The organism is Dactylosporangium sp. NPDC051485 (assembly GCF_040682015.1).
Taxonomy (GTDB): Bacteria; Actinomycetota; Actinomycetes; order Mycobacteriales; family Micromonosporaceae; genus Dactylosporangium.
Genome location: NZ_JBFAZW010000051.1, coordinates 1 through 13,295, shown reverse-complemented (window position 1 = coordinate 13,295; position 13,295 = coordinate 1). Strand labels below are relative to the sequence as shown.

The following is a 13,295-nucleotide window of genomic DNA, read 5'->3' as shown; positions in this document are numbered from 1 at the left end:
ACATTCCTTGAGGAGCGAATAGTCGTGACCGTCGATGTGAACTTCCTACTGAACGACTTCGTCGACCGGGTGCCGAAGGTCACGCACGTCGTGGCTGTGTCGGTCGATGGGCTGCTCGTCGCCCGAAACCACGGCCTGCCCAGAGATGCCGCGGAGCGGCTGGCCGCGATCGCGTCGGGTCTGGTCGCGTTGCTGCACGGCGCGGCGAACAACCTGGAAGCCGGGCAGGTGGTGTCCAACCTGACCGAGATGACGGGCGGGCTCATGTTCACCATGTCCGTGTCCAACGGCGCCCTGCTTGCGCTCGCTGCACCGGGGTGCGACATCGGGCAGGTGGGCCACGAACTGGCCGAGTTGATCAACCGCGTCGGACCGGCGTTGCGCCCGCAGGCTCGGGCCGACGCGCTGACCGCGTACGCGGTGGCCGGATAGGTGCGGGCATGGCAGCCACAGCGGCGCGAACCGTCGTGCAGGCGGCAGTGACGTCCGGGTTCACCGGGGCGCGGCGGAAACCGGTGAAGATCGTGATCGCGGGTGGGTTCGGCGTGGGGAAGACCACGATGGTCGCCTCGGTGTCGGAGATCGCCCCGGTCACCACCGAGGTCGCGATGACCGCGGCCAGCCGGGCGCTGGATGACACGAGCGCGGTGCCGGCCAAGACGGCGACCACGGTGGCGATGGACTTCGGCCGGATCACCCTGCCCGGCGACCCCGGTGGCATAGCGCTGTTCCTGTTCGGCGTGCCGGGTCAGCAGCGGTTCTGGTTCATGTGGGACTCGGTCTGCCGCGGCGCGCTCGGCGCGATCGTCCTGGTCGACGTGCGGCGGCTGACCGACAGCTTCGGCCCGATCGACTACTTCGAACGGACCGGGCTGCCGTTCGTGGTGGTCGTCAACCAGTTCGACGGCGCACCCGAGCACCCCGAACCGGAGCTCCGCGAAGCGCTCGCGCTGCCCGCATCGGTGCCGGTACTGGCCTGCGACGCCCGCCACCGCGAAGGCGCCAAACAGGTCCTCATCACCCTCGTCGAGCACCTTCTGGCCCGGCGGCTCCGACCGCCCGGCACGGGTGCCCGCTAAGCCCCACCAACCCTTCAGGAGCAGACACATGCAACAACGACGAGCACGGCGCCGGGCGACCTGGGCGACCCGGCCGGCCTGGGTCCTCGCGGCTTGCCTGGCGATGACCGGCTGCGGCGGCAGCAACGCCGGCGACACCGGCACCGACACGGTGAAGATCGGGTTCGTGGGCAGCCTGTCCGGGACGTACCAGGACGTCGGGCAGGAGATGCGCGACGGGTTCCAGCTCTACCTGGACACCCACGACGGCCGGTTCGGCGGCCGGAAGGTCAACCTCGTCGTCGCCGACGAGGGCAACGGCGCGGCCACCGCCCTGCCCGCGGCCACCCGGCTGGTCAAGGACGAGCACGTCGCGGCACTGGCCGGGATCGTGGCGTCCGGGTCGTATCTGGCCATCTCCGCGCTCGCCACCGAACACAAGATCCCGCTGATCGGGTCCAACGGCCGGCCCGACACCGAGAACTCCGACTGGCTGTGGACCACCAGCTTCCGGTCACCGGACCCGGGCACCGCGATCGCCCCGTACATCAAGGAGCACGTGGACGGGCCGGTGTGGGCGATCGGCCCGGACTACAAGGGCGGCTACGACCAGGTCGGCGGTTTCACCGACACGTTCACCAAGCTCGGCGGGAAACTCGCCAACCCGGGCGGCAAGGCCACCTGGACGCCGTTCCCGGACACGCCGAACTACCTGCCGTACCTGTCACAGATCGCCAAGTCCGACGCCAAGGCGGTCTACGCCTTCTTCGGCGGCGCGAACGCCGTCGGGTTCGTCACCCAGTACCGACAGTCCGACGCGAAGAACCTGCCGCTGTACGGGGCGTTCCTGACCGAAGGCCCCGTCCTGCAGCAGCAGGGTCCGGCCGCCGAAGGCATCTGGAACGTCCTCAACTACAGCCCCGACCTGGACAACGCCGCGAACCGCACGTTCATCGCCGAGTGGACGACCCGCCACACGGACCGGTCACCGACCACGTACGCGATGGCCGCCTACGACGCCGCCGCCGTCCTCGACAAGGCCATCGCCAAGATCAGCGGCAAGGTCACGCCCGTGAAGATCAACGAGGCGATCGGGCAGCTCGGACAGATCGACAGCCCGCGCGGCAGCTGGCAGTTCAGCCCCAAGAACCACACCCCGATCCAGCACTGGTACCTGCGCGTGGTCCGCCGCGACGGCACCCAACTGGCCAACCGCGTCGTCCAGGACCTAGCCACCATCGGCGCCTGAACAGCCCCTTCCACCAACCGAGTTTGTCGACGAGAGGACGAACCTGCCGTGGGCCCGCTCAATGCCCTCGATGCCTACCTGATCCCGGTCATCGACGGGGTCGCCTACGGGCTGCTGCTGTTCACCCTGGCAGCCCCCTTGACCCTGGTATTCGGGGCGGGCGGGGTGCTGAACCTGGCCCACGGCAGCCTCTACGCCCTCGGCGCCTACGCCGCCGCGCTCATCAGCGACGGCTCCTGGACCAGCCTCGCCCTCGCCGCAGCCGCCGGCACCCTCGCCGGCGCGGCCGGCGGCGGGCTGCTGTCCGCGGCCCTCATGCCGCTCACCGGCCGCGGGCACCTGGCGCAGGCACTGCTCACCTTCGGCGTCGCGCTCGTCGCCGGCGCAGCGCTCGTCCTGACCTTCGGCCCGGACAACCTGCGCCCCACCATCCCGGCCGGACTGGACACCACCGTCAGCCTGGCGGGACACCGGTACCCGGCCTACCGGCTCGCGTTCATCGCCATCGCGGCGACCCTCGCCGCAGGCGGGTGGCTGGCCCTGACCCGCAGCCGCGCCGGGGCCCGGCTACGCGCCATGGTCGACGACCCGCACATGCTCGCCTGCCTGGGCACCAACCCCCGCACCGTCCTCGCCGCCGTCCTCACCGCCGGCGGTGCCCTCGCCGGCCTGACCGGAGTCCTCGGCGCGCCGATCATCGGACCAGGCCCGGGCACCGCGGACACGGTGCTGCTGCTGTCGCTGGTGATCGTCGTGGTCGGTGGGCTCGGCTCGGTCGGCGGCGCAGTCGCCGCCGCCATCGGGGTCGGGCAGGTGCAAAGCCTCGGCGTGGTCCTCGCCCCCACGTGGACGCCGTACCTGCTGTTCGCCGCGATGGCCCTCACGCTGCTCGTGCGGCGCCAGCCGCTCCCGACCGCGGGTCACCCATGAGCCCCAGTTGGCACGCGGTGCTGCGCCGCGGCAGCGGCCTCCCGGCACCGGTGTCGGGGCTCGCAGCGACGGCCGCCCTCACCACGGCCGGGTGCCTCGCAGACCCGTACACGCTGAGCACCTGGACCCGGATCCTCAGCCTCGGCCTCCTCGCCCTCAGCGTCGCCGTCCTGGCCGGAACCTGCGGGCTGCCCAGCCTTGGGCAGGTCGCCCCATACGCCGTCGGCGCCTACACCACCGCGATCCTGGCCCGCCACGGCATCACCACCGGCCCGGTCCAGCTCGCCGCCGCTGCAACGGCAGCGGCCGTGTTCAGCATCCCTATCGGCGCGGCCGTGGCCCGCACCCGCGGGATCACGTTCCTCATGGTCACCCTCGCCGTGGGGGAGTTGACGGCAGTCGCGGCCGGGCAGTGGACGACGGTCACCGGCGGCACCGACGGCCTGGCCGGCATCCCCGCCACCCAACCGTGGTGGGGCACCGCTGCGATGCTCGAGGACCGGGCCGTCTACGGCTATGCCCTCACCGTCGCCGTGGCGGTCACCGCCGCCCTGTGGTGGACGCTGCGGACACCAGCCGGGCTGCTGCTGCGAGGGTGCCGGGACCACGAGACGCGGATGCGGGCCAGCGGCCACCCCGTCACCCGGTACCTCGTCGCCGCGTACGTCGCCGCCGGTGCGATTGCCGGGATCGGCGGTGCGCTGCTGGTCACCGGGCAACGCTACGTCTCACCCGGCGACGTCGGGTTCGAGGTCGCCGCGCTGGTACTGCTCGCCGTGACCATCGGCGGTGGCAGATCACTCGGCGGCGCCCTCGCCGCGGTCGCCCTCGTTGCCCTCGTGCGGGACTGGGCCGCCGCCACCGTGCCCGGCCGCGGCCCCCTGCTGCTCGGTGCGTTGTTCATCGCCGCGGTGTACGTGGCCCCCGAGGGTCTGGCCGGACTCGGCCGGCGCCGCCGACAGCACCCGCCGGTCGAGGCGGAGGTGCCGTCGTCATGACCCACACGTCCGGGCCGCAGCTGTCCGCCCGCGGGCTGACCCGCCGATACGGCCCCTTCCTCGCAGTCCACGACGTCGACCTCGACCTCGCGGCCGGGGACTGGCACGCGCTGATCGGACCCAACGGCGCCGGGAAGAGCACCCTGCTGAACCTCCTCGCAGGCACCATCCGCCCCACCGGCGGACGGGTCGTCCTCGCAGGGCGGGACATCACCCGCACCCGCCCGGCCCGCCGCGCCCGGCTCGGCATCGCCCGCACCTTCCAGACCCCCGCCGTCCTGGAATCGCTCACCGCGCTGGACAACCTGGTCGTCGCCGCGTGGCGGCACACCGGCACCCGCACCGGCTGGCGGCCGGCCCGGCGCCGCGAACTGGCCGCCCGTGGACTGCACCGCCTCGACGAGTTCGGGCTCGCCGACCACGCCCACACCAAGGCCAGCGCGCTATCGCACGGGCAACGCCGGCTCCTGGACATCGCTGCGGCCCTCACCGCCAACCCGTCCGTACTGCTGCTCGACGAACCCGCCGCCGGCCTCGCCGACCACGACCTGACCCTGCTGCTGGACACGCTCCGCCGGCTGCCGGCACTGACCGCAGTGCTCATGGTCGAGCACAACCAGGACGTGGTGACGTCCCTCGCGGACACGGTGACCGTGCTGCACCACGGCCGGGTCCTTGCCACCGGAACCCCGCACGCCATTCACACCCATCCGGCGGTCGCCGAGGTCTACCTCGGCACCCCCCACGAGGTGGGATGACCATGCGGCTCTCCCTGGAACAGGTCAGCGCCGGCTACGGCGGCGGCGTGGTCGTGCACCACCTCGACCTCACCATCCCAGCCGGGACCGTGCACGCCGTCGTCGGGCACAACGGCGCCGGCAAAACCACCCTGCTGCACACCATCGCCGGGCTCATCCCACCAACGACCGGCCGGATCCGCCTCGGCGACACCGACCTGACCCGGCTACCCGCCCACCGACGCGCCCGAGCCGGCGTCGCCTACGTGCCGCAAGGCCGGCGGGTGTTCGCCTCACTGAGCGTGGCCGAGCACCTGACCATCGCCCAGCGCCGCGGCACCACCCCCACCACGACTGCAGCGTGGACCCGCGACCGAGTCCTGGACCTCCTGCCCCACCTGACCACCCGGCTGCGGCACCGCGGCGCGCACCTGTCCGGCGGCGAACAACAAATGCTGGCCATCGCCCGGGCCCTGCTCACCCAACCGGCGCTGCTGCTGCTGGACGAACCCACCGAAGGACTGGCCCCCGCGATCGCCGCGCAGATCAGCGACACCATCACCGCCCTCGCCGGCGACGGCATCGGCGTACTGCTCGCCACCCCACAACCCGACCTCGCCGGAACGGTCGCCGACCACACCAGCGTGCTGACCGCCGGACGGGTCACCGCCCACCTCGACGCCGCGACCATCCGCGCCGCGCCCGACCGGCTCCGCGTGGCACTCACCCCCGGCGCCCCCGCCGGCAGCTCCGCAGGGGCGGCCGGTGCAGCACCCTCGACCATCGGTCGGCCGGTCCGGCCCGCCGTCCGGGTCGACACGCTCCCAGATCCATCCACCGCAACCACCGCAACCACCCCGACAGGAGGAACCTCGTGAGCAGCACCAGCACCCGCGTCACCGGCGGCGTCGAGGACCGCGCCACCTACGCGCTGAGCAACGGCTCGGACCACGCGACCGACCGGCTCGTCGCTCTGGATCACTTCCTCGACCCGGTCACCACCAGCGTCCTGGACCGACTGCGTGTCCAGCCCGGCGACCGGTGCCTGGAAATCGGCCCCGGGAGCGGCTCGATCGCGTGGGACCTGGCCGGTCGGGTCGGCCCGACCGGCGAGGTCGTCGCGGTCGACCTGGACCCCAGCCGGCTCACCCCGGCCGGCAACCTCCACATCTACCGGCACGACATCCGCGACGGGCTCCCGGTCGGCGGGCCATACAACGTCATCCACGCCCGGCTCGTGCTGGTGCACCTGCCCGAACGCCGCCAGGTCCTGCGCATGCTCGCCGACGCCCTCGCCCCAGGCGGATGGCTGGTGATCGGCGACTTCGGTGACACCACCATGCCCGTCTACACCAGCCCCAGCGCCAGCGACACCGACCTGTACACGCGCGTCGTCCAGGGGGTGCAACGTGTCCTGGAAGGTCACGGCGTGGACATGGCATGGGCCGATGACACCCACGCCGCCATGCGCGACGCCGGCCTGCGCAACGTCGACGTCGTCGAACACGCCGAAAGCTGGACCGGCGGCAGCACCGGCATCCGCATGCACCAGGCGAACACCCGGCAAACGCAGGACGAGCTCCTCCAGCACGGCATCACCGCCGCCGACCTGGACCGCTTCCGGGAACTCATGGAACACCCGGACTTCGCCGCCCGCTCCTACCGGTTCGTGTGCACCCGCGGGCAACGACCGCCCCTGTAGGACGTCCACCCGCCGGCCCCGTCACCGCGCAACTCGCACGTGGGGTGACTCGACAAGGGGCGGCCCTGGAGCCGGTGCGCCGCCGTTGCCGTCCCCCGTTGGCGGCGGCGCACCGCCGACCCCACCCCGCCCGGCCCGCGACGCCGGGACCTGATCCACCCACTACCCGCTGACGTCTTCGGGCTGCCACACCGAGGCCGGCGCACATTCCAGGACGGAAGGTGTCGTGACGCACCGCTCAGCCACTCCCGGCGGCCGGCCGCCTCGCCGGGCACAGCGATGACCGCGCTGCCAGCCGGCGTGCGCCAGGCGGCGCCGGCCGATGCCAGCACCGTCGGTGATGTGCTTGCGGGAGCGTTCGCCGGCACCAGCGTGGCGACGCTGCTCGTCGGCGACCGCAACGTGCGCCGGGCGGCGCTGCGCCGTGCGTTCACCGTGCTTGCGGCGTGGGCGGTCGCGCACGCTCCGTGTACCTGCGCCTCGACGGAGCCGCTGCGGCGATCTGGCTGCCCGGCCACAGCGGCCCGCAGCGCGACCCGCTCGCCCTGCCCGACAACGGCACGCCCAGCATCGATGGCGGTTGCGCTCCCTTCCCGACTTCGCCGGCATCCAGGACATGGCACCGGCCGACACCACGGACCCGGTGAGGTGACGATGACCGGCGACGACACACGACGAAGCGAGGAACTGCGGCGGCTACGCGCCGCGGTCCTCGCCATCCTGCCCGGGCCGGATCAGCCGCCCGTGTCGACCACGGACCTCGGTGCCGCGTTGCAGCTCGCCGCGTATGAACGCAGCGTCCGGCTGTGGCCGGTCCTCGACCAGCTGGCCAGGGACGGTGTGGTGGAACGCGTCACCCGCGATGGGCTCAACGTCCGCTTCTGGAGGCATGCCACCCCCGGCGCCCCAACGGCGCAGCAACCACCGGGGGAACACGCATGAGCTCACCACCGACGCTCCGCGTCCGACCCCTCGCCGACGTCCGCCGCCCGGGACCGCCGCGCACGCCCACCCGCCCGTGCGATGTCTCCTGCTCGCCGGCGCGGTGGGACGAGCACCTCGGTATCTGGCTGCACCTGGGCACCGCGACGCCGTGCACACGACGACCAGCCTCTCCCGACCTGAGCAAGGGCTGGACCTGAACGACCGCACCCAGACAGCACGCTGCAGCCCCACCACGACACGGCGGGCAACCGCACACCCCGTCGTCCTGCCCAGACCACGTCCCAGTCCGGAGGCGAACCCATGCCGACCATGTCCACCACCGGCGCCACCGTTGTCCGCGACGCCGTCAGCCGAGCAGTCACCCCGATCGCGCCGCTGTCCCTGCTGCACGGCATGCCGATCCGCCGGCCGGCAGCAGCGCCGGGAACGCCGCTGTACAGCATCCGGCTCGGCGCAGCGGTCCAGTTCCGCCCCGCCGAACGCGGCTGGCGCGCCGACTGCCCGGCCTGTGGCCAGGTGAACGCCTTGGACGACCTGGATCTGCAAACCGCCCTGGACACCATGCCTGCCGTGACCGGGCCGGACATCAGCACCGAACCGGCGGTGTTCCTCGCGGCCTGGCAGGCCGCGGTGTGGCGGTGGGTGCGCGGCGGTCGCCGGGCCGCGGTCGCCGCAGTACTGGCCGGCATGGCCGACGGCGACGGCCGCGTCACCCTCGACACGGCAGCGGTCCGCATCCTCGCCCTGCGATGCAACGCCCGCACTCCAGCGTTGGCGATCCTGGTCCGGGGCCTCATCAGCGCCGGGCTGCTGCATGGGGGCGAACCTGTCCCGCGGGTGGACTGGTGGGGCATCAGCACCCTGCGGTTCCCGGCCCCCGCCACACCGACAGACACCCCCGCCGCCGGGACCTGCACCTGCGCCGGCATCGATGGCTCGCAGCTTGTGGCGGCTGCCGCAGCTCGGTGATCCCTTCTGGTACCTGACCACGCTCACTGACACCACTTCGGAGGAGGTTCGCATGGCTGCTGCAGACGCTGCCGGACCAGCAACCGGCACGGACCGCCCTGCGGAACCGGTGAAGCCGGGCCGCTGGCGGACGCCCGAGGTGCGCGCTGCCATGGTCCGCCGGTACGTCGACCGGCGGCAGTCGATGCGGAAGATCGCCGCCGCCCTGGGCTGTGTCCACGGCACCGTGAACATCTGCAGCACCGTGAACAAGGTCCTCACCGAGGAGGGCGTGCAGCAACGCGGTCGTGGCGGGTCGACCGGCAGGCGAGGAGCGCCGTCGTCCCCGACCTGGGCAACGGCGCGCACCCGCCGCCGGCGGTCGGGCACTGATCCAGCACCGCCATCGCGGTCGGATCGCCGCCGTACGCGATCCGCCGTCGGCGACGCAGGGGCCGTGTCGTGACCGCCCGGGACAGGGCGCTGGCGGGTCCCGAACGGGCTCCCGCTGCCGGCGGTCGCCAGCGCGTGGCGTGCGGGGTTGCGTGATCTGGCCGGCCGGTGGCCGATCAACGGTCTGCCGCGCTACACCGACCGGGAACGGCGGGCACTGCAGGCGTGGGGACGCCAGTTCGAACCGGTCGATGCTTCGCCCGCTGCCCGCGAGGCGGCGGACGAGGCGATGCTGCAGTCGTTGGCGCCCCTGCTGGATCCGTTGCTGAGCAGGACGGTGCCACCGCTCGGACTCGACCGCGCGCACTTCCTGGGCATCGCCCGGCGGGTCCGGGCGGAGCAGGCGGCACGGCGTCGACGCCGCGCCCACCGCTGCCGTAGCACCATCGCCGCCCTCGTCGTGGCCGGTGTCACTGCCGCGACCGGCCAGCCGCTGTCCGGGGGCGCGACGCTGCTCGGACTGATGCCGCCGGCCCGGATCGCAGTGTGGCATCCAGGCGCCGATAGCGGACGGCGGATGGGCGACACGGCCGATGACGGTCCTGACGGGCGGGCGTCATGAACGCCGCACTGCAGGTCGTGTCGGTGTTACCTGGCCCGTTCGGGGCGCTGGCCTGCGCGGAGAGCATCCGCGACCAGCTGCCGCGTACGCGGTTCGTCACCAGGTGGCTCGCCCCGGACGTCACCTCGACCAATCAGCTGATCCTGGACGTGGCACTGCTGATCCAGAACGTGGTCGAGCACGGCGGCACGGCGGACATGCTCGACGACCGCACCGGTGTCGCAGTGTGGCATCCCACCACCCGGCCGCTGCCGGAGCTGGCGTCGCTGCGCCGTTCCAGCGTCGACGGCGGCTACGCCGAACGATGGGCGACGCTCGAACACATCCTGCACAGCGCCATCCCGGCGGCAGCACCAACCGGCGGCCAGCTGCTGCTCCTGTTCGCGGTCGCCGCCGGTTCCGGCCGTGACGGTATCGCGCGGGCTGAAGCGTTGCTCGGTGCCCGCCGTCTCGTCCTGGACGCCGCCGAGGGGCCTGCGGCCACCGTGGCGTTCGGTGCGGCCGGCCGGTGGCTCCTGAGCCGGCACGGCTGGACCGCAACCGGCTGCGGGCGGCTCCCGGACGGCACACCGTGGTGGCCGATGTACCGACCCCCGCACCCCACCCCTACGAACGTGGGAGGCGTCGGATGAGCCGGCGAACATCCCGAGCTGCGGCATCCGGTCCGCGTGCCGCGACCGACGCCTCCGGCCAGGCCGACGCGGCACGCCCGCCGGGGCCGGTCACGAGCACGCAGCGGGGCTTCTGGCCGTGCCGGCGACTCCCGGCGCTGCTGACCGTGCTGCTGCTGACCACGTCGGTCGGGGCATCGAGAGGTTGCCCCGGACCGGCCCCCGCGGTCCGTCCGGCGCAGGCCGAACCCGTCGTTCGCCCGGACACTGTCGTGCGGGACCCGCGTGCCTGGCTGCTGTTGCTCGCTGGACGGCTCGAACTGATCGCGGCCGGTGACGCCGACGCTGGTGGGGTTGGCTCGGGTAGCTGCCTGCACGTGCAGCGGCGGGTCCCGGCCGGACATGGCACGCTCGTCGTGGACTCTCTGCGCTGGATCACGCCGGACGGTGGCGGCGTCGTCGCGCAGACACAGGCGACGGTGCCGGCCGGGCCAGGCGACAGCGCGACGTCCGACACGCTGACCGACGAACTTCCGGGCCGGTGGCCGGCCCCGGTGGTGAGCTACTACGGGTCGGGTGCGCTGGTCTCCCCGGTCGGCGATCCGGTGCCGGCCGACGCCCGCCTCCTGGCGGACCGAATCGCCGCGCGCACCGGCGCCATGTTGTCTTCGGATGCGCAGGACGCGCGGGACGCGTTGGTCGTGGCGGTCCTGGCCGATCTGATCGCCGTCCGCTACCTGGATCTGCCACAGCGGGCCGCGGTGTTGCGGGTTCTGGCCGGTCTGGCGACGCTCACCGCGGCCGACACCGACGTTGCTGGTCGTGGCGGCGCTGTGGCGTTTCACGTCGCAGCAGGCACCGTCCCAGCGACAGTCGTTGTCGACGCCGCCACCGGGCGGCTGCTGCGCTACCAGACCGGCACCGGCGAAAACCAGATGGTGATCCGGTTCTCCACGAATCGCTGCGACTGCCCACGGCCGCAACCACGATGGTCGACGTCCCTGTGGTTCCAGCCGCCGGTCTTCATCCAGCCCGCCGACACCACCGTTGGCGCCAGACCGGCCGACACCGCGATGCCTAACCGGCGGCCACCGCGGCCGCAGTGCCCGGCAGGCAGCCCGCGCGTCATGTTCCCGCCCGTCACGACGCCAGCCACGACGGAGGCGGCCCGGTGAGCACCATGCTGCGCGCATCTGCGGGTCTCGACCGGGTCGACGAGGCCCTGCTGGGCAGCATGCTCGGCGCGTCTGCCGGTCTGCTGCACCGCGACGGCACGACCGACCTGGACCGGGCACACGGCGGCAGCGTCACCCGCCGCTACCGGCTCAGCGATGGCGGCACCGTCATGTTCAAACGCAGCCCCGTCTCCCGCCCGGGGGACGGTGCCGCCGCCGGCGCCGACGAAGCAGCCGTCCTCGCCGCGATCGGCAGTACCGGCCTACCGGTAGGTCGTGTCCTCGCCTCGGCACGCGTCGGCGGCTGGGCCGGGATGCTGCTGGACGATCTCGGACCGGCCGGCGCCATGCGGTCGGTCACCGTGGATGACACCGTCACCCTCGCTGCATGGGTGCACCGGACCGAGGTGCAGGTCCCGGCACCGGACCTGCCGGTGATCGACAGCAGGTCCCTGGCCGACCTGGTGCACCGGCAGATCCCGGAGCTGTTGGCGCGGCAGTCCACGACGCCCGGCGTCGCCGCCGAGATGATCCTCGACGTCCTGTCCGCGGTGCGGCGGGTCGCTGACCTGCGCTGCGGCAGCGCTGACCGGCAGCCGCGCGGCCTGTGCCACGGGCAGCTGCACCCTTCCCGCATCCACCGCGCCGCCGGCGGGTGGGCGGTGCTGGGCTGGTCCCGCGCCTATCACGGCCCGGTCCTGCTCGACCTCGCCGCCCTGCACCACGCCAGCCCTACCAGTGGTGACTGGGCCACGGTCCTGCGGGACTACGTCAGCAGCGGCGGCAGCGACACCGTCCACGACAGCTGCGACGGCCTGGACAGCGGGCAGTGGGCGCTGGGCTGGCATCACCTCCGCCACGTCGCCGTCACCCTCGCCGACCTCGACACCGTGGGTGCGCCGCTCACCCCAGCAGCCGCGGTCCAGGTCCTGAGCAGACTGCGGCAGGCCCAGCTATGCCTCACCTGACCCGCCAGAGCCGCGCAGCGCCGCAGAACTGACCTGACAACCCCCTTTCTCACCACGATCCGTGATGCACGAGGAGTACCCGACAGCATGTCCGACCATCTCCGGTACCACCGCAGGACCCTGCAGACGCCGGTTCACCACTTCATCCACCCCGACACCGGCCGGCGAATCGCCGTGATCGGCACGATGCACATGGGGGAACCCGGCTACTTCGCCGGGCTGCGCACCGTCATCGCCGGGTTGGAGGACGACGGCGCGGTCGTGCAGTGCGAGGCATCGTCGCTGCTGCTCCCCGACGAGCAGACCAAGCAGACGCTGACCGACGACGAACGCACCGTCCTCGACATGCGCAACCGCAGGACGGAACTGGAACTGCGGCGGGTCACCGAGCTGGGCTGGGTCCGGCAGCTCGACGCGCTGGGCTACCCGGACCGCTGGCAGAAAGTCGACCTCGGCATCGTGGAGATCATCCGCCGCGTCGGGGCGGAGACGATGCTGCGCAGCGAGGTGCGCGCGATCAAGATGTTCGACCGGCCCGACAACGATCCGCGCAGCATCGAACGGTTCCGGCTCACGCTGCGTTTCATGTTTATTGGGTTCCGGGTCACCGTCTGGAGCAGCGCACGACGCGCCGCCCGGCCCGGCACACCCGCCACCGGCATCGACGCCGTGCTGATCGACCAGCGCGACGCGCTCGCCCTGGAAGCCCTGTGGGGCACCGAGCAGGACACCGTGCTGATCTGGGGCTGCGCCCACCTGCCCGGCCTCGAGGCGGGCATCACCAGGCGCGGATTCGTCCGGGACGGCGCGACCCAGTGGCACACCGCCGCCGTCCTGCCCACCGTGCGCAGCATCCTGTCGCGGCTCAGACCCGGATCCGCGGGTAGCGGAGGCGTGAGCCAAATATCGCTGATAGCCGATGTGTTGTTGTGGTGTTGGGCGGGTGGGGCATGCCGGTG

The 13,295-nt window shown here is 72.6% G+C and carries 15 protein-coding genes; all 15 read left to right on the top strand.

Annotated elements, in window-relative coordinates:
- Positions 1-18 precede the first annotated feature (18 nt).
- Positions 19-432: a roadblock/LC7 domain-containing protein gene (locus AB0M46_RS26845; protein WP_363340284.1), complete on the top strand. Its 414-nt coding sequence runs from the start codon at positions 19-21 to the stop codon at positions 430-432.
- Positions 433-440: 8 nt separating this feature from the next.
- On the top strand, positions 441-1,079 hold the full coding sequence (locus AB0M46_RS26840) for an ATP/GTP-binding protein (protein WP_363340195.1): 639 nt from the start codon (positions 441-443) through the stop codon (positions 1,077-1,079).
- 28 nt (positions 1,080-1,107) lie between these two features.
- Positions 1,108-2,307 (top strand): ABC transporter substrate-binding protein, encoded by a 1,200-nt coding sequence (locus AB0M46_RS26835; protein WP_363340193.1) that lies wholly within the window; start codon positions 1,108-1,110, stop codon positions 2,305-2,307.
- Positions 2,308-2,355: 48 nt separating this feature from the next.
- Positions 2,356-3,237 (top strand): branched-chain amino acid ABC transporter permease, encoded by an 882-nt coding sequence (locus tag AB0M46_RS26830; protein WP_363340191.1) that lies wholly within the window; start codon positions 2,356-2,358, stop codon positions 3,235-3,237.
- Positions 3,234-4,235 carry a branched-chain amino acid ABC transporter permease gene (locus AB0M46_RS26825; protein ID WP_363340188.1) on the top strand — a complete coding sequence of 334 codons (1,002 nt, stop codon included), beginning with the start codon at positions 3,234-3,236 and terminating at the stop codon, positions 4,233-4,235. The genes AB0M46_RS26830 and AB0M46_RS26825 overlap by 4 nt, the downstream gene beginning before the upstream one ends.
- Complete coding sequence (locus AB0M46_RS26820; protein WP_363340186.1) at positions 4,232-4,993, top strand: ATP-binding cassette domain-containing protein; 762 nt, start codon at positions 4,232-4,234, stop codon at positions 4,991-4,993. Before AB0M46_RS26825 ends, AB0M46_RS26820 begins: the two co-directional genes overlap by 4 nt.
- A gap of 2 nt (positions 4,994-4,995) precedes the next feature.
- Positions 4,996-5,850 (top strand): ATP-binding cassette domain-containing protein, encoded by an 855-nt coding sequence (locus AB0M46_RS26815; RefSeq protein WP_363340184.1) that lies wholly within the window; start codon positions 4,996-4,998, stop codon positions 5,848-5,850.
- On the top strand, positions 5,847-6,674 hold the full coding sequence (locus AB0M46_RS26810; protein WP_363340182.1) for a methyltransferase domain-containing protein: 828 nt from the start codon (positions 5,847-5,849) through the stop codon (positions 6,672-6,674). Before AB0M46_RS26815 ends, AB0M46_RS26810 begins: the two co-directional genes overlap by 4 nt.
- 654 nt (positions 6,675-7,328) lie before the next feature.
- Entirely contained in the window at positions 7,329-7,616 is a 288-nt protein-coding gene (locus tag AB0M46_RS26805; RefSeq protein WP_363340180.1) for a hypothetical protein, read from the top strand.
- A 303-nt stretch (positions 7,617-7,919) separates the two neighbouring features.
- Positions 7,920-8,588 carry a hypothetical protein gene (locus tag AB0M46_RS26800; RefSeq protein ID WP_363340178.1) on the top strand — a complete coding sequence of 223 codons (669 nt, stop codon included), beginning with the start codon at positions 7,920-7,922 and terminating at the stop codon, positions 8,586-8,588.
- A 520-nt stretch (positions 8,589-9,108) separates the two neighbouring features.
- Positions 9,109-9,582, top strand: coding sequence for a hypothetical protein (locus tag AB0M46_RS26795; RefSeq protein ID WP_363340176.1), 474 nt, complete (start codon positions 9,109-9,111; stop codon positions 9,580-9,582).
- Positions 9,579-10,214 carry a hypothetical protein gene (locus AB0M46_RS26790; protein WP_363340174.1) on the top strand — a complete coding sequence of 212 codons (636 nt, stop codon included), beginning with the start codon at positions 9,579-9,581 and terminating at the stop codon, positions 10,212-10,214. The genes AB0M46_RS26795 and AB0M46_RS26790 overlap by 4 nt, the downstream gene beginning before the upstream one ends.
- 251 nt (positions 10,215-10,465) lie before the next feature.
- Positions 10,466-11,368: a hypothetical protein gene (locus AB0M46_RS26785; protein ID WP_363340172.1), complete on the top strand. Its 903-nt coding sequence runs from the start codon at positions 10,466-10,468 to the stop codon at positions 11,366-11,368.
- Positions 11,365-12,336, top strand: coding sequence for a hypothetical protein (locus AB0M46_RS26780; RefSeq protein ID WP_363340170.1), 972 nt, complete (start codon positions 11,365-11,367; stop codon positions 12,334-12,336). The genes AB0M46_RS26785 and AB0M46_RS26780 overlap by 4 nt, the downstream gene beginning before the upstream one ends.
- A gap of 87 nt (positions 12,337-12,423) precedes the next feature.
- Positions 12,424-13,295 (top strand): hypothetical protein (locus AB0M46_RS26775; protein WP_363340168.1); only part of this gene is annotated, 872 nt, incomplete at its 3' end.